At 39.9% G+C, this 21,373-nt stretch carries 21 protein-coding genes; 11 read left to right on the top strand and 10 right to left on the bottom strand.

From position 1 onward, the window contains the following. Positions 1 to 11 precede the first annotated feature (11 nt). Together sppA and WSC_RS0109870 are read left to right on the top strand one after the other, a co-directional pair. A complete protein-coding gene (gene sppA / locus WSC_RS0109875; RefSeq protein ID WP_016955756.1) occupies positions 12 to 1,880 on the top strand; it encodes a signal peptide peptidase SppA in 1,869 nt (622 codons plus the stop codon). A gap of 3 nt (positions 1,881 to 1,883) precedes the next feature. Further along, entirely contained in the window at positions 1,884 to 2,597 is a 714-nt protein-coding gene (locus WSC_RS0109870; RefSeq protein ID WP_016955755.1) for a transporter substrate-binding domain-containing protein, read from the top strand. A gap of 71 nt (positions 2,598 to 2,668) precedes the next feature. Here WSC_RS0109870 and secF read toward each other — a convergent pair whose 3' ends face one another. The 9 genes from secF to WSC_RS22415 form a co-directional block, all read right to left on the bottom strand. Further along, positions 2,669 to 3,610 (bottom strand): protein translocase subunit SecF, encoded by a 942-nt coding sequence (secF, locus tag WSC_RS0109865; protein ID WP_016955754.1) that lies wholly within the window; start codon positions 3,608 to 3,610, stop codon positions 2,669 to 2,671. 11 nt (positions 3,611 to 3,621) lie between these two features. Next, a complete protein-coding gene (gene secD / locus WSC_RS0109860) occupies positions 3,622 to 5,475 on the bottom strand; it encodes a protein translocase subunit SecD (protein ID WP_026016779.1) in 1,854 nt (617 codons plus the stop codon). Positions 5,476 to 5,487: 12 nt separating this feature from the next. Next, positions 5,488 to 5,823 (bottom strand): preprotein translocase subunit YajC, encoded by a 336-nt coding sequence (gene yajC, locus WSC_RS0109855; protein ID WP_016955752.1) that lies wholly within the window; start codon positions 5,821 to 5,823, stop codon positions 5,488 to 5,490. Between the two features lie 30 nt (positions 5,824 to 5,853). Beyond that, positions 5,854 to 6,978 carry a tRNA guanosine(34) transglycosylase Tgt gene (gene tgt, locus WSC_RS0109850; protein WP_026016778.1) on the bottom strand — a complete coding sequence of 375 codons (1,125 nt, stop codon included), beginning with the start codon at positions 6,976 to 6,978 and terminating at the stop codon, positions 5,854 to 5,856. Between the two features lie 42 nt (positions 6,979 to 7,020). Beyond that, a complete protein-coding gene (gene queA / locus WSC_RS0109845; RefSeq protein WP_016955750.1) occupies positions 7,021 to 8,064 on the bottom strand; it encodes a tRNA preQ1(34) S-adenosylmethionine ribosyltransferase-isomerase QueA in 1,044 nt (347 codons plus the stop codon). Positions 8,065 to 9,032: 968 nt separating this feature from the next. Then, positions 9,033 to 9,347, bottom strand: a complete 315-nt coding sequence (locus WSC_RS0109840) for a S24 family peptidase (protein ID WP_016955749.1) — start codon at positions 9,345 to 9,347, stop codon at positions 9,033 to 9,035. A gap of 30 nt (positions 9,348 to 9,377) precedes the next feature. Then, complete coding sequence (gene sodN, locus WSC_RS0109835; RefSeq protein WP_016955748.1) at positions 9,378 to 9,881, bottom strand: superoxide dismutase, Ni; 504 nt, start codon at positions 9,879 to 9,881, stop codon at positions 9,378 to 9,380. Positions 9,882 to 9,889: 8 nt separating this feature from the next. Beyond that, positions 9,890 to 10,084, bottom strand: a complete 195-nt coding sequence (locus tag WSC_RS0109830) for a hypothetical protein (protein WP_016955747.1) — start codon at positions 10,082 to 10,084, stop codon at positions 9,890 to 9,892. 18 nt (positions 10,085 to 10,102) lie between these two features. Next, the gene (locus tag WSC_RS22415) at positions 10,103 to 10,528 is read right to left on the bottom strand and encodes a hypothetical protein (RefSeq protein ID WP_016955746.1); all 426 of its coding nucleotides are present in this window, start codon (positions 10,526 to 10,528) and stop codon (positions 10,103 to 10,105) included. Between the two features lie 161 nt (positions 10,529 to 10,689). Between WSC_RS22415 and WSC_RS0109820 the strand changes: the two genes are divergently transcribed. From WSC_RS0109820 to WSC_RS0109775, 9 genes are all read left to right on the top strand, one after another. After that, positions 10,690 to 10,986 carry a hypothetical protein gene (locus tag WSC_RS0109820; RefSeq protein WP_016955745.1) on the top strand — a complete coding sequence of 99 codons (297 nt, stop codon included), beginning with the start codon at positions 10,690 to 10,692 and terminating at the stop codon, positions 10,984 to 10,986. Between the two features lie 37 nt (positions 10,987 to 11,023). Next, the gene (locus tag WSC_RS0109815) at positions 11,024 to 11,587 is read left to right on the top strand and encodes a CBS domain-containing protein (protein WP_016955744.1); all 564 of its coding nucleotides are present in this window, start codon (positions 11,024 to 11,026) and stop codon (positions 11,585 to 11,587) included. A gap of 121 nt (positions 11,588 to 11,708) precedes the next feature. After that, complete coding sequence (locus tag WSC_RS0109810) at positions 11,709 to 12,395, top strand: response regulator transcription factor (RefSeq protein ID WP_016955743.1); 687 nt, start codon at positions 11,709 to 11,711, stop codon at positions 12,393 to 12,395. Beyond that, positions 12,392 to 13,729, top strand: coding sequence for a histidine kinase sensor domain-containing protein (locus WSC_RS0109805; RefSeq protein ID WP_026016776.1), 1,338 nt, complete (start codon positions 12,392 to 12,394; stop codon positions 13,727 to 13,729). Before WSC_RS0109810 ends, WSC_RS0109805 begins: the two co-directional genes overlap by 4 nt. A 115-nt stretch (positions 13,730 to 13,844) precedes the next feature. Next, entirely contained in the window at positions 13,845 to 15,953 is a 2,109-nt protein-coding gene (locus WSC_RS0109800; protein ID WP_016955741.1) for a TonB-dependent receptor domain-containing protein, read from the top strand. Between the two features lie 96 nt (positions 15,954 to 16,049). After that, a complete protein-coding gene (locus WSC_RS22410; RefSeq protein WP_157447249.1) occupies positions 16,050 to 16,349 on the top strand; it encodes a DUF3649 domain-containing protein in 300 nt (99 codons plus the stop codon). Next, positions 16,346 to 17,911 (top strand): PepSY-associated TM helix domain-containing protein, encoded by a 1,566-nt coding sequence (locus WSC_RS0109785; RefSeq protein ID WP_016955738.1) that lies wholly within the window; start codon positions 16,346 to 16,348, stop codon positions 17,909 to 17,911. The genes WSC_RS22410 and WSC_RS0109785 overlap by 4 nt, the downstream gene beginning before the upstream one ends. Beyond that, positions 17,908 to 18,183 carry a DUF3325 domain-containing protein gene (locus WSC_RS22405; protein ID WP_016955737.1) on the top strand — a complete coding sequence of 92 codons (276 nt, stop codon included), beginning with the start codon at positions 17,908 to 17,910 and terminating at the stop codon, positions 18,181 to 18,183. Before WSC_RS0109785 ends, WSC_RS22405 begins: the two co-directional genes overlap by 4 nt. 99 nt (positions 18,184 to 18,282) lie before the next feature. Beyond that, entirely contained in the window at positions 18,283 to 19,665 is a 1,383-nt protein-coding gene (locus WSC_RS0109775) for a class II fumarate hydratase (RefSeq protein ID WP_016955736.1), read from the top strand. 79 nt (positions 19,666 to 19,744) lie between these two features. Here WSC_RS0109775 and WSC_RS22400 read toward each other — a convergent pair. Then, positions 19,745 to 21,373: TonB-dependent siderophore receptor (locus WSC_RS22400; protein ID WP_237716304.1), on the bottom strand; the 1,629-nt coding region annotated here is incomplete at its 5' end.

Below are 21,373 nucleotides of genomic sequence, written 5' to 3'. Positions count from 1 at the left end.
TTGATAACAAGATGACTGATCAACAACCGAAAAAACGTAGCGCAATTGGCCGAGTTTTCTCCGCGCTGTGGAATACCATTAATTTCACCCGAAAATTTTTACTTAACTTGATATTTTTTGGTGTGCTTGCCGCCATTATAGTTGCCGCTGGCCAAGACAAAAATACAGTTAAAATTGCCAACCAAAGCGCATTAGTGCTGAATTTATCTGGCGTTATTGTTGAACAAAAACAAGCTGTCGACCCAGTGGATGCTTTTATGGCAGAAAGTTTGGGTGACGATTCAACTCCGCAAGAAATTCTCCTTGCTGACGTGCTAGAGGTTCTGCACAACGCAAGCCGTGACGACAGAATTCAAGCCATTGTTTTAGACCTAAAATATCTAGCGGGCGGTGGTTTAAACAAACTTGAAGCCATAGGCAACAAACTAGAAGAGTTTAAACAAAGTGGCAAAAAGGTTATCGCAATTGGTGACTATTACACTAAAAATCAATATTTCTTAGCCAGTTATGCCGATGAAGTCCTGCTACACCCTATGGGTTTTGTTCAGCTTGACGGTTATAGCATGTACAACAGTTACTTCAAGTCAGCATTAGAAAAACTCAAAGTCTCAACTTATATTTTCCGTGTTGGTTCGTATAAATCAGCGGTTGAGCCGTTTATGCGTAACGATATGAGTGAAGAAGCGAAAACCGCCAACCAAGCCTGGTTGGACGAGCTTTGGCATATATATAAAGATGGCGTGGCTAGCCGCCGTGGTTTAACAGCGGATGCGTTTGATGAAAAAATGGCTGATTTTGAAACTAAGTTCGCCAAAGCAAATTATGATATGGCGCAATATAGTGTCGACAATAACTGGGTTGATCAACTGGTTACGCGTGAAGAAATCGATCAGAAATTAGCAGAAATTGTTGGCTGGACGGATAACAAACGCAGCTACAACAAAGTATCTTTCAAAGAATATTTATCTTTAGTTAAACCTGCGCATGCTTTCCCACAACCTGATGGCGACAAAGTTGCGATAGTTGTGGCGAAAGGCACAATTTTAGATGGACATAAAAAAGCCGGTGAAATTGGTGGCGACAGTACAGCAAAATTGCTTGAACGTGCACGTTTAGATGATTCGGTAAAAGCGGTTGTATTACGCATAGACAGCCCTGGCGGCAGTGCCTTTGCATCAGAAGTGATTCGCCGTGAAATTGATTTACTGCGAGAAGCCAACAAACCTGTGGTTGCCTCTATGAGTTCAGTTGCTGCATCTGGTGGTTATTGGATTGCCGCAAGCGCGGATGAAATTTGGGCGCATCCAAGTACAGTGACAGGATCTATTGGTGTATTTGGTTTATATATGACACTAGAAAAAAGCTTAGAGCATATTGGCATTCATACTGACGGCGTATCTACTACTGAATGGCCTGTGTTAAATCCGGCTGTACCGTTAGAGAAAAGCAGCCAAAATATACTGCAAAAAAGCACAGAGCGCGTTTATCAAAGATTTTTACATATAGTGTCTAAACACAGAGATATGACGCTAGCTGAAGCAGATAAAGTAGCGCAAGGACGTATTTGGATTGGTAGCCAAGCGCTTGAGTTAGGTTTAGTTGATAACTTAGGTAATTTAGATGATGCCATCGCATCTGCTGCTACATTAGCTGGCATTGAAGATTACAAAACCCAATTAATTGAAATTGAGCTGACACCACAGCAGCAAATGCTTAAAGAGTTGCTAGGCCAAGTGAGCAGCTGGATTGACGAGCCAACTGAACAATCACCTTATGTTTTACAACCTGAAATACTCAAAACCTTGAAGGAAATAAAACAGATTGCGCAGTGGAATGATCCAAATGGCGTTTACGCATTTTGTGAAAGCTGTCGTTTTTAAAGTATGCGCTATAGCTCGCTAGCTAAAGTATTTTGCATAGGTTTGTGTTTAATCAAATCTATGCTTGCTAGCGCCGCAGAAGAAAGCAATACGAACAATTTACCCAACAAAAAATTAATCATCTCCACTATCGAAAACCACCCACTCGTACCATTCGCAACTTCAATAATGCGTCAGGCTTACAAAAAACTTGGATATGATATTGAAGTTTGGTCACTGCCTGCGGCTAGAGCTTTATATATGTCGAGCAATGGCAAAGTAGATGCTGAGCTTGGGCGTGTTGGTGGTTTAGAACAAAAACATCCAAACTTAATTCAAATTCAACCTGCGATCGTCAGTTTTAAAGCTTCGTTAATATCCAACAATAATAATATTAGCCTCTTGCCTTCCGCTAAAGATCCAACTGCTACCATTGTATTGATGAGAGGTATGCCTTATGCAGATCAACTAGTTAGGGAGCGACGAAAAATTGAAGTTAATACAATAGAGCAAGTAATCAAGATATTGGACAGTCGTAGAGCTCACTATGCGTTGATTGACAGCAACTATTTAAATGATCCCCGCTACCAATACAAATTGGCCGCTTTCAACTCGATTGACATAGATGAGACAAAACAAGCAATTCATCACTATGTGCATAACAAAAACACTGGCCTTGTGAAGGCGTTGGAAGGGGTTTTAACTGATATGCAAAAACAAGGTTTGTTGGGCAATTAAACCTGAGCTGATGACATACAAAAAAGGCCGCTTACGCGACCTTCTTTAAAAACTAATTGATCTAAACAGCTTTACATTAAAGCGTCTTGATCAGCACCTTCTTTTTCAATCACAGTTGGGATCATATCTTCACGGCTAATACCTAGTTTCAATGCCGCTACACTTGCAACGAAGATTGAAGAATAAGTACCAATGAACACACCAAATAATAGTGCAGTTGCGAAACCATGAATTAAAGCACCACCTTTGAAAAACAGTGCAAGCAATACCAATACAGTGGTTAATGAAGTAATAGTTGTACGGCTTAATGTTTGGGTAAGTGATTCGTTGATAATTTCCGAAACATCGTCAATACGTAATTTACGGAAGTTTTCACGAATACGGTCAAACACAACAATAGTATCGTTAAGCGAGTAACCGATAACCGCAAGTACCGCAGCTAATACAGTTAAGTCAAACTCTATGCCTAATATAGAGAATAAACCAACTGTGATAGTTACGTCGTGCGCTAACGCCAATACTGAGCCCAGTGCAAAGCGCCATTCAAAACGAAATGCTACGTAAATTAAGATACAGATAAGCGCAACTAACATAGCTAAGCCGCCCTGCTCTTTTAATTCTTCACCAACACTTGGGCCAACGAACTCGATTCTACGCATTTCAGCTTCACCAGATGAAGTGGTAGATACCACTTCTAATACTTGATTACTCAAGGTTTCTGGTTTTACATCATTACGTGGTGCTAAACGAATTAACACATCTGAGCTAGTACCAAAGTGCTGTACAACTGCATCACCAAAACCGTTAGCATCTAATTGGCCACGAATTTCGGTTAAATCAGCTGCTTTGTCGTAACCCACTTCAATTAGTGTACCGCCAGTAAAATCTAAACCGAATTTAAGGCCGTTAATTGATAATGACGCAATTGAACCTAAAATCATTACAGCTGAAAAGAATATCGCCAATTTAGCTTGCGACATAAAGTTGATGGTGTTTTTAAATCTAAACCACATATGCCTGCTCCTTAAATTGACAACTTATTCACTTTGCGACCACCAACAGATGCATTAACAACTGCACGGGTAACCACAATAGCGGTAAACATTGAAGTGATAATACCAATTGCTAGAGTTACAGCGAAACCTTTAATCGGGCCTGTACCAACAGCAAATAAAATTACCGCAGCAATAAAGGTGGTAATGTTGGCATCAGCAATGGTTGAAAATGCACTGTCGTAACCTTGGTGAATAGCTTGTTGCGGGCCTCGGCCATCAATAATTTCTTCACGTATCCGCTCGAATATCAGCACGTTGGCGTCAACCGCCATACCTACGGTTAAAACTATACCTGCCATACCCGGCAAAGTTAATGTAGCACCCGGAATAAGCGACATTACACCTACGATTAAGACCAAGTTAAGCGCTAATGCAATATTGGCAACAACACCAAAACCACGGTAGTACAAAATCATAAAGGCTAATACTAAGCAGAAACCCCAGATGATAGCTGTCATACCTAAGTCGATATTTTCTTGACCTAAGCTTGGACCAACTGTGCGCTCTTCAACAATTTGAATTGGCGCAATCAAAGCACCTGCGCGTAACAATAATGCTAGGTTTTGTGCTTCGTTCGGGCTATCAATACCAGTAATTCGGAAACTACGAGCTAAACGCGCTTGAATAGTTGCAACGTTAATAACTTCTTTAATTGCTTCAAACTCTAATGAACCATCAGGCTTTTTACGACCTGTTGCTTTGTATTCAACAAATAACGTCGCCATAGGTTTACCAATATTGTCTTTGGTAAAGTGCGACATCTTGTTACCACCTTGACCATCTAAGTCGATATTAACTTGTGGTCTTTGGTATTCGTCAAAACTCGAGTTTGCACCAGTAATATGATTACCAGTTAAGATAACGTCTTTCTTAAGCACAACAGGTTGACCTGTGCGTCTGTCGTAAAATACCTCAGAGCCTGGTGGCACACGACCTGTTGCCGCAGAAGCTGCATCCGCATCTTCATCCACTTTTCTAAATTCTAGTGTTGCTGTTGCACCTAAAATTTCTTTCGCTCGCGCTGTGTCTTGCACACCCGGTAATTCAACTACAATACGCTCAGCACCTTGGCGCATCACCAAAGGTTCAGCTACACCTAATTGATTTACACGGTTACGGATAATGGTGATGTTTTGCTGCAGTGCGTATTCTTTAACTTCTTTAACACGCGCTTCAGACATAGTCGCAAGCAAAGTATTATCTTCGCTACGGCTTTCATCTATGGTTAACTCAGCAAAAGTATCAGATAAATGATCAAGCGCAGCGGCCATTTCATCTTCTTTACGGAAAGTTACTTTAACGCCATTACCGTATTCAGTTAGTCTGTGATAACGAATACGTTGTTCGCGCAACTCAGCTCTGAAGTCGGCTAACATTTCTTCTTGTTTTTTCTGTAAAGCGACACTCATGTCAACTTCCATCAAGAAATGCACACCACCACGTAAATCTAAGCCGAGCTTCATTGGGTTACCACCCACATCTTCCAACCATTTAGGTTGAGCTGGCATAATATTTAACGCAACAATAAAGTCAGTACCAAGAACTTGCATAGAAACATCACGCGCTTCTAATTGGTCTTCAGTGTCTTTAAAACGAACTTGAATTTGGTTGTTTTCAATTTTGATAGATTGAAAAGGAATTTGGTTTTGTTCGAGTGCTTGTTTTACTTGTTCTAATTGCGAAATTTCAACGTCACCACCACGGGTTGCGGAAATTTGCAATGCAGGATCTTCCCCGTACATATTAGGAAGTGCATACAAAAAACCTGCGGATACTATTACTAGTATCAGCAGGTATTTCCATAAAGGATATTTATTTAACACAATCCGTCCCTATTAGATTGATTTAATTGTGCCTTTAGGCAACACAGCTGTTACAGAACCTTTTTGTACCGCAACGTCTACACCGTCTGCCAAAGTCACTAAAATAAAGTCTTTTTCTTCACTCACTTTACTTACGCGGCCAACTAAACCACCTTGAGTTAAAATTTCATCACCTTTGCTGATAGAAGCAATTAACGATTTGTGCTCTTTCATGCGTTTTGCTTGTGGGCGATAAAGCATGAAGTAAAAAATCAAACCAAAAACAACTAACATGATAACCATTTGCATGCCGCCACCTTGAGCTGGAGCTGCACCATTGGCATATGCATTTGCAATTAAAAAGTCCATAACATTCCCCTATATTCTAATAAAAATAAATTAATCTTGATTGTCTAATGGCGGCACTGGTAAACCACGTGCAGCGTAAAATTCTTCAACAAATTGTTCTAGCTCACCAGCGGCTATAGCGTCGCGTAATTGCTCCATTAGTCTTTGGTAGTAGCGCAAGTTATGAATTGTGTTTAAACGTGCTCCGAGTATCTCGTTGCATTTGTCTAAGTGATGTAAATATGCTCTAGAATAATTTTTACAAGTGTAGCAGTCACATTTTTCATCTAATGGACCTGTATCTGTCTTGTGTTTTGCGTTTCTAAGCTTAACCACACCATCACTAACAAAGATGTGACCGTTACGCGCATTACGAGTTGGCATTACACAGTCAAACATATCAATACCACGGCGAACCGCTTCTACTATGTCTTCTGGTTTACCTACACCCATTAAATAACGTGGTTTGTTGGTTGGCATTTTGTCGGTTAAGTTATTTAAGATATTAATCATATCTTCTTTTGGCTCACCGACTGATAAACCACCTATGGCATAACCGTCAAAACCTATTTCTTCTAAACCATTTAAGCTTTCTTCACGCAAATGTGGATACATACCACCTTGTACTATGCCAAATAAAGCTGAAGGGTTACCTTCGTGCGCATCTTTAGAACGTTTTGCCCAACGCAAAGACAACTCCATAGAAGTACGCGCTTGCTCTTCAGTTGCTGGATATGGGGTACATTCGTCAAATATCATTACGATATCTGAGCCCAATTCACGCTGAACTTGCATGGCTTTTTCTGGCGTTAATTCAATACGTTCACCATTAATTGGCGAGCGGAAAATAACACCTTGTTCAGTAATTTTACGCAATTCACCTAAGCTAAATACTTGGAAACCACCAGAGTCAGTTAAGATAGGTTTTTGCCAATTCATAAAATCGTGCAAGTCACCATGCATACGGATAATTTCAGTACCCGGTCTTAACATTAAGTGAAAAGTATTACCCAAACAAATATGTGCGCCAATGGCTTCTAATTCGTCAGGTGACATGCCTTTTACCGTACCGTAAGTACCAACAGGCATAAATGCAGGGGTTTCAACCACACCGCGTTCAAAATGCAAACGACCGCGTCTTGCTTGACCGTCTTCTGCCATTTTTTCAAACTTCATAAAATCAGACATATATTCTTTACCAATGTCAGTGTTTATTGCTTATTTGTGCGTTTGTTTAGTTAAAAACATTGAATCGCCATAACTGAAAAAACGATACTTTTGTTCAACCGCAGTTTGATAAGCTTGTTTTATATGTTGTTGCCCAGCAAACGCTGACACCAACATAATTAAAGTAGATTCGGGTAGATGAAAGTTGGTAAACATTGCATCAACCACTTGGAACTCGTAACCTGGATAAATAAAGATGCTAGTATCACCTTGATATGGTGCAATTAGCGCATCATCAGCAAACTGAGCTGCACTTTCTAAGCTGCGTACCGATGTTGTACCAACTGCAATCACGCGACCACCACGCGCTTTACAAGCGAAAATGGCATCCACTACATGTTGCGGTACATCTATGTACTCAGCATGCATTTGATGATCTTTAACATCATCTACGCGTATAGATTGAAAAGTACCGGCACCTACGTGCAAAGTCACATATTCAACTTGCACACCTTTATCGGCAATTTTTGCCAGCAATTCTTCATCAAAATGCAAACCTGCTGTTGGCGCTGCTACTGCACCTGGCACTTCACCATATACGGTTTGATATCTGTCTTTATCTGTTTGCTCGTCCGCCCTATCGATATAAGGCGGTAGCGGCATATGGCCGTATTGTTCTAATAGTTCTAGTACAGGCTCATCATTCAAAACTTGTAAAACGAATAAATCATTTTGGCGTTCAAGCATTTGGGCACGAATGTGCTCTTCCAACACCACTTCCGTACCTGGTTTTAACGCTTTATTGGCACGTACATGCGCTAGAATTTTATTGCCATCTAACATGCGCTCAACCAGCACTTCTATTTTGCCACCAGAAACTTTTTGGCCTAATAAACGCGCAGGAATAACTTTGGTGTTGTTGAAAATAATAAGGTCTTTATCTGTTACCAAATCTATCATTTGGTTAAAGACTTTGTGATTTATCTCACCGCTATTGCCGTCGACCACCAATAAACGCGACTGACTACGTTTTTCAGCCGGGTAGCGGGCTATCAGTTCATCGGGTAGATCAAAAGAAAAATCGGAAACTCGCATGCTAACATCAATTCGTTTTTTAGAGCGCGATAGTCTATTGCTTGCGGGGGTTAATAGCAAGTTTTGCGGGTGTTTGTGGCGAATGTTTTGTATTTAGTGGTGATTTTCATTGCCGCACTGTCATGGGATGTCAGGGGTCGGAAACTGCGCTGTTGGCGCTTGAGTTTAATCTGAGCAGTGTGTTTGGTTAGCGGCGCTGCTGTGTTCGAGGTAAAGAAGCGGCCACTTGCTTGGAATATTTTTCACAAAAACGCTTCAAGTCCGTCCGTGGATCGCTCACAAAAGATATCCCTCTCTTTTGAAGTTTTGCTCAAAACATTTCCAATCAATTGGCCTTGGTGGTGTTATCGCTGGTGTGCTCATTAGCACCGCCCTATCAACAAGCAACTAAAAATCAAAAACATTAAAGTAATAACTTAGCGAAAACCTCTTTTTCGGGCAGCGATAAACAAGCCAGATAAAGCATACTCGCATGCTAACTTTCTGAAACTTCTTTATCAGAGGTGATAAAGCAGAGCGCCCAGGGATTGGGTTTACAGCGAGTTTGATTAATGCCGCTTCCATCTTCCTCATCAAATTACTAATTTTCCAAAATGAATGGAGCAATAGCTTCTTGGATAATTTTGCACCGGTCAAGCTGATAAAATGTACTAAAATTACATATGAAAGTTAAAAACCTGTAAAATTTTGTAATTATTGCTGTTAAAAGGCTTTTTTTGAAATTTTTATGAAATTTTATGTTGTAAAATTACAAATCAACGATATAATACACCCATCTTTGAAAAACACGGTTTAACCAGTTTTTCTTGACATCCCTTTGTTAGTGCTTGAGTGCCTTTATTAGGCCAATTTTATTGCCCAGTCCCCCAACTGGGCTTTTTTTTTGCCTAAATTTTGGCAAAAGCGTCCATATCAAGCTAACCGCTAATTCCTTAAAGTATTAAATCAATTAACTAATTACAGATGAGTTACGGGCGCACAATCCACAATACTCTTGCGGATATCAGCTCTGGTGAGATCAAACCCATTTGTTGGCTTGAGACACTTTCACTATTCATGCCTTGCAACCAAAACGCACTGTGGTTTTGTTCTATCTGGTAAATTTGTTTAATGATATTGCCGTAATGCGGGTGATTAACTCGAACAATATCACCGACTTTTAATTTGTGGTGACGAAATTGGGTATAGAAAAGAATATAAGAATTGGCGGGAATAACAGGCAACATGCTGTTGCCTGTTACTTTATTAATTTGTAAGCCAAGAGCTGATAAAACTGATAACAATGAAATTTAGCCCTTCACTTAAATTAGTATCTAAGCGTCTAGTTTAGGATAAACAACTTGTTGTGCCGGTGGGTACGGGCATTCAGCTGTAAAAGTTGCAACACCTTTACTTTGCCAAAAGATTTCAGCAAATTGATTAACTTTATCCAACAAATCTAAAGTCGCTGCTTTATCAATATGTTGTTTCGCTTTAGACGCAGCAAGATTAATGCTGTGTACCAGCTCATGCACATGTGGAAATTGGTCGATTTGAGGTTGTTTAATGTAGTCACCCCAAATAACGCGTACTTCTTCTTTTACCTTAACGCCGTGCTCTTCTTTTTGCATAACTAAACGAACAAATTGCGCTTGCTCGTTAGCAGTTAAACTGTCTTTGGCATTTAACTCTTCCAACAGATCAACCATGCGGATCATAGTTAATACCGCGATTTGCGCAGTCGACGGATCGTAAATTTTACAAGGGATATCGCAATGTGCTGAAACTGACTCGAAAGCATTTTTTGCATCAAGCTTGTTTAATAAATTGTGTAACATAGTGCTTCCTATTTCTGATTATTTTTAATTGCTCGGTTCAAACCTACTTTTAACAAAACAACCGCCAATGCAATTGGTGCTAACCAAAGTAAATGAACTAAATCAGCATATGCAGATGCATGGTCGTGACCTGGATGCGCAAACGCACTAGCTGGTAGCAATAAGCTTGCGCCAACAAGTGTTTTTAAGACTAAGTTTTTCATTTGATTCCTCTATATATTTTAATGAAATCGTGATTCTGGTTGAGTTACCGCCAAATACTGAGTCATTAATCTATCACTGCAGCTTTGGCATATTGGGAAATCTTGGGTAAATTCTAGTAACGCGGTTAAAGTAATTTTGGTTGCTCTAAACGCTATGAGTTTGTGGTCGTCATCTAAACCCTCTTGTTCAATCAAATGCATCATGGATTGATGGGGTATTAACAAACAGCGCTGAGCTTCTACTACATTGCCAGTTTTTACATGTAGCGCGGATAAGTTGTGATAACCACATATCCAACCTTGAATTGCTTCAACTTGTTTAGGATTCTCTAATAACATGGCATCGAGCTGTTCAATTGCCCCTTCGTAATAACCTTGAGCTTGTTGCCAAGCTTGCTGATTAAAACAGTCATTCCCTTTGGTCATTAATTGTTGCCAATTCATAGTTATTCCCCAAACTTGCAATAGTACAAAGTTAAACACAAATACAAATCATTATCAACTCCAATTAAAAAGAAGAATGAAAACGCATATAAAAAGGCCTTTCTATTAACCCTAATTGGCTATATATTAAATTTAACGGCAAATTTCAGAGGTACAAAAAAGTGGCAAAATACTTTCGTCTATTTTTAAGTATCTTATTGCTCAGCTGTGTTGTTGTTGAAACTGTACCTTCACAAGCCAGCTTCACGGGTGAACTAGAGCTTTCATTTAGTGGCAGTACAGTGCCAACCTGTGACAATAGCGACAGCGATTCTTTTGGCATACTGCCAAATTTGGCCAAACTCAACTTTGCTCTCACCCACAAAACACAATTACCCGATTTATACACCTTTAGCCATAAACTCACTTATCAACGCCCAAGTATTCGCTCCCCACCTGCTATTAGCTTTACCGCATAAACAATTTTTTATTAATTTGATTTAAGAGGTACTTGCTATGCGAGCAATCCAATTACATGCATTAACCAATGTAGAACACTTAGTTCAACCTGAAGACTTTGATGAGTTATCGGTTAACTCTCCTGCTTTAGCCATTTTTACCGATTTCAAAAAACACAAACCTTTAATGATCGACAGTCAAACCACGGCACTCTCGGCTGAACAAGAGATGTTGCGCACACATGTAAAAATGAAGTTAGTTGTCGATGCAAAACGCGAATTAGTTGGGGTGATTAGTTTTGAAGATATCTGTAAACAAAACATTGTAAAAATGGCCGCCAATGGTTATCAACAAAGTGAAATCTTGGTCACTGATTTAATGCGCCATAGAAGCGAATTAAAAGTACTAGATTTTAATGATATCGCGCACGCTCGAATAGGTGATGTAATTGAAACTTTGAAACAAAACGGTGTGCAGCACTGTTTAGTGGTCGACAGCCAACAACATCATATTCGCGGTTTAATCTCCGCCAGTGATATTGCGCGCAAACTAAAATTAAATATTTCTATTCAATACCCACCTTCTTTTGTCGACATTTTTAATGCGATAAAAAACCATTAAACCTTAAAACCCTATTCAAATACGTCTGCTAAAACAAGCAGACGTATTTTTTGCAAAGTTGACTTAATCACGCTTGATAATGATAATACTTATCAATATCAATTTATAAAAATGCAACCTCATGAACGCCTCCCGCATCTTAGTTGTCGAAGACGATAAAAACTTAAATCAACAATTGTCCGAATTAATGCTGCAAGCCGGTTATCAAGTAGACAACTGTTACGACGGTGAACAAGGTTTAATCAACGCAACAACACAAACGCCAGATCTAGTTTTGTTAGATGTAATGCTGCCAAAAAGAGACGGCTTTTCAGTGCTCAGCATGTTGCGCAAAACTAGCCAAGTACCAGTAATTATGCTGTCGGCTAAAGATGCCGAGCAAGAAAGGATAACAGGGTTAATTCAAGGTGCAGATGATTATGTACCTAAACCCTTCAACCGAACTGAGTTAATGTTACGCATTGAAGCTTTATTACGCCGTACCTCAATGCACAATATCGCAACAACCAATACACATATACAAATCGATGGCTTAACTATCGATAACCAGCAACAAAGTGTGCAAGTGCAACAAACACGAGTAGAGCTGACGCCCATTCAATTTAAGATATTAGCCGAGCTGTGCCAACAACAAGGCCAAGTGTTGTCTAAAGCGTATTTATCCCAACGCGTATTGCGTAAAACTTTGGGCGCACACGATCGCAGTTTAGATATGCATGTTAGCCGTATTCGCCGCAAACTCACTGAAGCCGGTTGGTCTGGAGAGCGCATAGAAACAGTCCACGGCAAAGGTTATTGTTTAGCATGAATAAACGACTTTTCTGGAAATTATGCCTAACCATAGCAACTGGTGTAGTTGCCTTCTTTTACCTAATGAACATAGTTACAGCGCGCACAGAAGAAGGTATGAGTATGCTTGCGCAGGAGCACCGCCAACAACTAAATGATTGGGGAAAAAGAGCAGAAGAATTGTATTATGCAGGCGATCAACAAGCGTTAAATCTATGGTTAGAAAACCTCACGCAACAAGAAAATACTTGGGTATCCATTGTAGAATATGAGTTTACTCGAGTAGCAGGCGGTAAAATAGCAGAAGTATACACAGACAGGTTTTATCTAGGTCGCAGTGTCGAGTGGAAAATTCATTTATATTTTAATTACAATCCAGTGATGGATATTCCATTTGCAAAAGGACAAGTTAGTTTCTTAATTAAACTGCCGACACGTATGCGCCCGGGTTCATTTTGGCCAACCACGCGAATTTTATTAGAAATCATTATTCCAATGTTGTTATTGAGCATTTTGTCGTGGATTTTATACCATCATATTGTCAACCCACTAAAACAACTTGAAAAAGCCACCCGCGAATTTGCCAAAGGTAATTTTGACGTAAGAGTTGGTCAAAGCATAGGTAAACGCAATGATGAAATTGCCCAACTAGCAGATACTTTTGATCGTATGGCACTCAGAATTGGCGATTTGATCAAAAGTCAGCGGCAACTTATCGCAGATTTATCACATGAACTTAGAACACCACTGACGCGACTAGATATAGCTGTGGTCAGCTTGCAAGAGCAACATAATCAGGCTGAAAATTTACAGCGGGTTGAACGTGAATCGAAACAAATTCGCAAATTGGTAGATGATACCCTCACCCTTGCTTGGCTTGAAAACGAACAACCACAACTGCAACAAGAAACGCTCGACTTAGTTGATTTAATTGATGTGATAGTTGACGATGCAAAATTTGAATTTAGCCATAAAAACTTAAATGTCACTTTGCCGAATAGCGCACTGCTGCATCATTCAAATCACAGAGCCATTGGTCAATCACTCGAGAATATCTTGCGCAACGCACTTAGATATACGCCAGTAGATAAAACCGTCGAACTCAAACTCAGCGAGTACCCTGAGCAGTATCTTATTACAGTTGCAGACCAAGGACCCGGCGTACCTGAAAATATGTTGGAGCTGATCTTTCAGCCATTTTTCAGGGTAGACAAAGCCCGTATGGCTGACTCTGATAGTTTTGGATTAGGCTTAGCTTTGGCTCGCCGCCAGTTACAAGCGGTTGGCGGTCGTATTAGTGCAAGCAACCAAGCCACAGGTGGACTGTTAATGCAAATCACTTTGCCTAAATAACAACTTATTGGCAAATGTAACTATTGTAAAAGTGCTGTCTTTTTAATTGCAAATAGGAATAATTCTCATTAGTAAATTTAAAGCAGAAAACAATTCTACGAGTGAGATGCATTACATGAAAAAGACAATATTAACGAGCGCGGTTTTGGCAGCAATTACTGCAGTACCGGCATTGGCTGACGAAAACACTGAAGAAAAATTAAAAACAGAAACAATTGCGATTGTTGGTAAAACGACCAATACAGAAATCACGTCAGCCCAAATTGAAAATTACCAAGCAACCGATTTAGAAGATATATTTCGCCATATACCTTCGGTTACAATCGGTGGTTCACTTGGAATAGCGCAAAAAATGTATATACGCGGTGTTGAAGATACCTTGTTGAACATTACTGTAGATGGAGCGCCTCAAACCAGTTCGTTATTCCACCATACAGGTCGACTCTCGATTGAGCCTGAATTACTTAAAAGTGTAGAAGTGCAAGCTGGTGCGGGTGAAGCAACTGCTGGTTTTGGTTCGATTGGTGGTGCTGTTAGGTTTAAAACCAAAAATGCCGATGACTTACTTGATGAAGGCAAAACATTTGGCGGTATTATCAAAGCGGGTTACTTTTCCAATGGCGGCCATAAAAGCAGCATTACTTTATATGGCAAAGCTGCTGATAAAATTGGTTTATTAGCTTCGTTTGTTGATGTCCATAAAGACAACATTGAAGATGGTGATGGGAATCAAATTGCAGGCACCCAAACAGATCAAACTTTAGGTTTTATAAAACTTGACGCTGAAATAGCAGACAATCAAGTAATTACAGCAAGTTATGAAAGCAGAAAAGAAGACGGCGCTTTTCCTAAACAAACCAACTGGACACCAACTGAAAGCTCAAGCTTCACCCAAACTTGGTCAAATCGAGAAACAGCTGTTCTCAACTATACAGGTGAAATAAATGACTTGTTTAACATTGAAGCGACTTTATACAACACTGATTCAGAACTAAAACGCGAGTTATATACATGGACAGGTTCAATAGAATCTACTGGTTTTGATATTCGCAATACTTCATACATAGGTTCACATGCTATCACTTATGGTGCTGAACAACGCCAAGATAAGTTATTAGCCCAATCATATTCTGATTCATTCGGTGGTATCTACAAAGAAAAAGGTAATATCGCAGGTTTTTACATCCAAGATCACTGGCAAATATTAGACAATTTGCTCTTGAGTTTTGGTGTCCGCCATGACGATTACGAGTTAGATCACACTGGGCAAAACGCTGTGTGGGAAAAAGTAGACGGCGTTTGGGTTACAAAATCGGATGAAAACGGTAATCCAGTCACGACTGAAGCTAAATACTCTAGTCCAAAACAAGACGGTCTTAGTAAGAACTTCGGATTTGAGTACAATTTAACCAGTAATCTAACCCTATCAGCTGGATACGCAGAAGCGCTTAGAGGCCGACAAACCACTGACACTTTTATTGTAGGTGAGCTCTCTGGGTTCAATAATGATTTAAAACCTGAGCAAGTAGAAAATAGAGAAGTGGGCTTAGAATACAATAACGGTAGCTTATTGTTAGAAGTATCAGCTTACAACAGTCAAATAAACGATGTGTTATTTGATAAGTTTAAAGGTGGTACTTATTACGAAAATATCGGTCAACTAGAGTCAACTGGTTTTGAATTAGTTGCGGGTTATCAAGCCGACTCATATGAAATTGTCGTCAGCTACAACAGTAATGACGTTGAGCTTAACAATGCTGAATTTTTATGGCCAGATGCCAATTCAGAATCTGGTTCAAGTATTGTTGTTCTCGATGGTGTCGACATTGAAGCATACGAATTTGGCCACTTAGGTAATCAAGGTGGCGACATATTTAATGTTAACTTTGCGATTAAGCCAACCGAACAATTGGATATTGGTTGGAATTTTAATTATGTGCGTGCTTTAAATAATATAAATGTGTTCTACCGCTCTATCGAGTTGGGCTGGACGGACGCACTAGACCAAGTAAACAAACCTGAGTACAAGGTACATGATATGTATGTCAAGTACCAAGCTTTGGACAATTTAACGCTTGATTTGAGTATCCAAAACATTTTCGATGAAACTTACCGCAGTCATGGAAGCGTGGCAGATTTTAGCCATATAGCTGGTTATGAGGGCGTAGTCGGTCTAAATGAACCTGGGCGAGATATTCGATTGTCAGCGTCATTTAAGTTTTAACCTAGGTCGTAGCACCCTAAACAACAAGCAGCATTAGCCCCAAACCTAATGCTGCTTGTTCATTCAATAAATCGCCTAGCCCACGGTTGTAAAATAATGAGTTTGCCCAAACAAAAATCCAAAACATTGGACGTATCCTTGCGTGTATTCACAGCATTAGTTGCTGGTTTTGTCTTCGCCAATCAATCTGCCAGTTTAATTGCTTATTACCTGCCCTCTGCCAATACAGTCGACAACATAGTCGCGGGTAAGATGCTGAGTTTTATTGTCTGGGCGTTGGTCGTTATTTACGTGTTTGCAGCTAAATCGGCCAAACAAACATTTGTTTTGCTTTTATTAGTTTGTGCTGTGGCACTAGCGTGGATGAGCCATCTAGAACTGGTATTTAAATCATGAAAAATAGTTTTCGCCAGTCGATGAACTGGCTGCACACATGGAGCGGTTTTGTTTTTGCTTGGTTGCTGTATTTTATTTTTGTCACCGGCACTCTCGGCTATTTTGAAGATGAGATAGACCGTTGGCTAAAACCAGAAATGACGCCAGTTGCACAACAAATAGATAACCGAGAGATTTTAATTAACGCCGAGCAACACCTTACACAAGTCGCAGATAATTCACCAAGCTGGTATATCAGCTACCCTGCAAATCGCTCACCCTTTGTTAATATTTCCTGGTTACAACTAGCAGATCCTGCCAACAATATAGATAAAGAATGGCGCGAGAAAAATATTGACCTAAATACCAATCAAGTTGTGGATGTGCGTGACACTGCCGGGGGCATGACACTATATCGCTTGCACTACAACTTGCACTATATCCCAAGCACAATTGCTTACATCATAGTGAGTTTAGCAACTATGTTTATGTTAATTGGTTTAATTACTGGGGTGATTATTCACAAGAAAATCTTTATCGAATTTTTTACCTTTCGAGCCAACAAAGGATTGCGCTCTTGGTTAGATATTCACAATATTATGAGTGTACTGCCGCTGCCATTTCATTTAATGATCACCTACAGTGGCTTACTTTTGCTGATGTCAGTTTCTATGATTGGGGTAATTAACAGCAACTTTGGCGCAGGTAAAGACGACAGCAAAAAGTTTTATAAATTAGCCACAGCTGAACATAGCGAGCAACAACAAACACTGATTAAACCACAAGATTTATCCGCTGATACAGTATTGCTAGACGCTCAAGCTCGCTATCCAACACAAAATATCAGTTATATAGGTGTACTTAAACGTACAACTGACGATGTTCACTACGAAGTTTGGTTTGATAATCATCAAGGAATCGAGCTGGTATCACATTTAACTTACCACCAACACGAGGGGCAAATTGTTGTCGACATTTCTGGCGAAAAAGTTGGTGAAGCGGCACAAATTTACGACTTATTAGAGCACCTGCACGAAGGTTTATTTGCTGATATTTATTTGCGCTGGTTGTATTTTTTATCCGGTTTAATGGGCTGCGCCATGATAGCAACCGGCTGTATTATTTGGCTAAACAAACGGCTGAAAAACGCTAACCCAAACAAACTGTTTGACCGCACATACACCTTAGCAAGATTAAATATTGCTGTGGTAGTCGGCTTGCCAATTGCTTTAGCCGTGTTCTTTTATAGTAACCGTCTACTGCCTATAGAAATGGCCAATCGAGCGCAATGGGAAATGCATAGTTTATTTATCAGTTTGGGGCTGGGGTTAATTATCTGTTTATTCCACCCAAATAAACACCTGTGGCGCAATAGTTTGTGGTTGTGTGCCTTGAGCTTTTTAATACTGCCACTGGTTAATTTTTTGACTACAGGCCATAACCTCTTCAGCAGTTTTCTACAGCAAGACTGGCAGATGCTAGCTTTTGATTTAACTATGTTGGCTACAGGTGCAGCAAGTGCTTGGGCTGCCTTGGCCCTAGGTCAAAAAGCAAACCTTAGCCAAACAGGAGTAAATTCGTGATCTTTGTCGAAATCATACTAATTACGGCAGGTTTTGTTTGTTTAGCTCTGTCACTTTCACGCCACTATGAACAAATATTTAATAAAAAGCACAGATTAAGCCAAAAGCGCATGTTCCAATTGCGATATGCAGGATGTAGTTGGCTAGCTTTAAGTTTATATCTGACTATCTCTGTTGAAGGCATAGCACTTGGCATTACCTATTGGTCAGGACTGGCGACTCTAGTCAGTTTAGTAATTGCGATGTTACTAACTTACATAGCCAAAGATTAACCGACTATACTCAATGATGTTGGATCTATAATTTTACTGTGTAACTGCTTAAATTTTTACCTAGGTCTAAATTTAAGTCCATTTTAGGACAGCTAAAATATGCAGAACTTTCGTATTGAAACTGACAGTATGGGGCAGTTAGAAGTGCCTGCACAGGCACTGTATTCAGCACAAACGCAGCGGGCAATTAATAATTTTCCAGTTAGTGGCACACCTATGCCTAAAGCGTTTATCAAAGCTTTAATCCTCGTAAAATACGCAGCTGCCAAAGCAAATGATAAATTAGCTCTATTACCAGAAAAAATGGCTGACGCTATCTGTCAGGCAGCAGATAATTTACTAGCAAGTAACTTCCACCAACACTTCCCTGTTGATGTGTTTCAAACAGGCTCTGGCACCAGCTCAAATATGAATGCGAATGAGGTACTGGCTACATTAGCAAATAAAATATACCCATCTAAAATTGACGCAAACGACCATATTAACTTTGGCCAAAGTAGCAACGATATTATTCCAACCTGCATTCATGTCAGTGCCGCGATGGAACTTACTAACAAGCTATTACCGGCCTTAGTCTATTTACGTGATGTTACGCGCGACAAAGCTCGACAAGTTGATAACTACGTTAAAACTGGCCGCACGCATTTAATGGATGCTATGCCGGTACGTATGAGCCAAAGTTTGTTTACATGGGCTGAGCAAATAGATGCAAATATCCGTCGTTTACAAGATGTTCAACCACAATTACACACTTTGGCTCAAGGTGGTACAGCTGTTGGTACAGGAATTAATACAGCACCTAAGTTTGCAGAACTATTTGCACTGGCACTAAGTGAAAAAATTGGCATTAAATTCCAGCCAGCGAGCAATTTTTTTACTCATATTAGTAGCCAGGATATTGTTGTAAGCTTGTCTGGGCAATTAAAAACTACTGCGGTTTCAATTATGAAAATAGCCAATGATTTGCGCTGGATGAATTCTGGTCCACTGGCCGGGTTAGGTGAAATTGAACTGGAGGAACTGCAACCGGGTTCGTCAATCATGCCGGGTAAAGTCAACCCAGTCATTCCAGAGTCAGCTTGTATGGTAGCCGCTCAAGTTATTGGCAACGACACGAGTATAACAATAGCAGGTCAGTCGGGTAATTTTGAGTTAAATGTAATGTTGCCTGTGATAGCAAAAAATCTATTAGAAAGTATCGAACTGCTAGCAAACATCAGCCAATTGCTCGCTGATAAAGCGATTAAAACTTTTGTTGTCAAAGAGGAGAAATTAACAGAAGTACTGTCACGTAACCCAATTTTGGTAACAGCGCTAAACCCGATTATCGGTTATGCAAAAGCAGCTGAAATTGCTAAATTGGCATACAAACAAGGTCGACCCATCATTGAGGTTGCACAAGAGCATACCGATCTTACAATTGAACAACTTGAGCGTTTGTTAGACCCTACAGCACTTACCCAAGGCGGCGTAAAAAGTTAAATAAAAAGTTCGCTCTTCAACCACTGAATAACAGGATTCAGATGTAGTAAAAAGTAGAGCGAACTTTTACAAAATGTTTTTAGAAGTTATAACTAACTGTTACGCTGCCATTGGCTGGTGCTGCGTAATAACCTATGGTATGTAAACTCGTGATGTATTTTTCATCAGTAATATTGTTTATGTTCGCTTTAGCTGACAAAGCGTCGGTAATTTGCCATTGGACAAATCCATTTAACAACAAATAGCTGTCTTGAGAAACATTGTAGTCAACATTGCTTACTTCAGACTGCCAACGACCACCTAAACCCAAGGTTAATTTTGACAACAAAGTATAATCAACACTAAAGTTCACTGAGTCTCTTGGTGCCCAAGTGTTGGCATCATTGCCTTGCATATCTTCAACATCTATTTTGGCATAACCAATAGAAACATTAAGGTCGTCTGTTACTTTACCAACTAACTCAAGTTCAACACCCTTAGATTCTACGTCAACACCGTAGTACCAATATTGGAAGTTTTCATCAGTACCACCATACGCGGCTAAATTGTTTTGCTCGGCGATGAAATAAGCCGCTGTAAATAATAGTCTGTCGTCAAACAGTTCTATTTTTACCCCAGTCTCATAATTTTCACCTTTAGTTGGTGCTAAGAACTGACGGTCTATACTGTATTGTTCTTGCGGTTGGTACACATCTGAATAACTAATATAAGTTCTTACATCATCGGTAATTGCATAAGTTAACGCTGCGTATGGACTGATTTCACTCTCATCATTGTCTATTTCAGCACCACTATTGTTACCTGAACGCTCATAAGCAATGGCGTTAAAACCAACTACAGTAAATAGATTTTCAGTAAAACTGATTTTTGCTGAACCATAAAAACGATATAAAGTTTGGTCAATTTCCGAATAAACGAATTGATCACCCCACTCCGGCTCTGGTATAGCATCCAAAGCGTATGGAAAAGCTGGTGTTGGGCCTAACGCTGGTGTTGTAGCCGAGTCAAAAGCATACTGATGTAATACATCGGTACTTTTTGCAGCGCTCACACCTAAGTTAAATTCATGATCTAAGCCAAACATATCAACCACACCACGCAACTTAAGTTCCACTAGGTCTGATTCAAGCTTTCCACCAAAACGACCCGGCCAGCCTTGCAAGCCTAAACCAGTATCTTTATTGATAGCACCGTAGGCGTAGAACAATTTGTCGTCTTCGGTAGAATTACGTTTGTTATAACTTGCTTGCAACTGCCAGCTATTGGCAAATATGTAGTTCAATTCAACAAATGCTTGTTCTATTGTTGTATCCCAATAGGTCCACTCTTGCGTAGTAGAATCACTGGTATCCCACTCTGCTTGAGTACCGTCATCATAGTTAAACACTAAACCGCCCCAAGTATTGCCATCAGTATTGGCATCTTGATAAGAATAACCAGCGGCAATAGTTGCATAATCACTGATTTGTCCATCAACTACAGCATAAATAAACTGACGGTCATTCTCTAAACCATTTAAATATGATTCTTTATCTTCAACAGCGGCAACAAAACGGCCAGCCCATTTGTCATCATCAGTTAAGACAACTGAAACATCAGCTTGGGCACGCATAAAGTTATATGAGCCAGCAGACACAGACACTTCACCTGATGTCTCATTCTTAGGTCTTTTACGCACATAGTTAATTGTGCCTGATGCATTACCAAC

Source organism: Catenovulum agarivorans YM01, assembly GCF_000281085.1.
Classification (GTDB): domain Bacteria; phylum Pseudomonadota; class Gammaproteobacteria; order Enterobacterales; family Alteromonadaceae; genus Catenovulum; species Catenovulum agarivorans.
The sequence above is the reverse complement of the archived record's forward strand: the minus strand, read 5'-3'. Positions and strand labels throughout refer to the sequence as shown.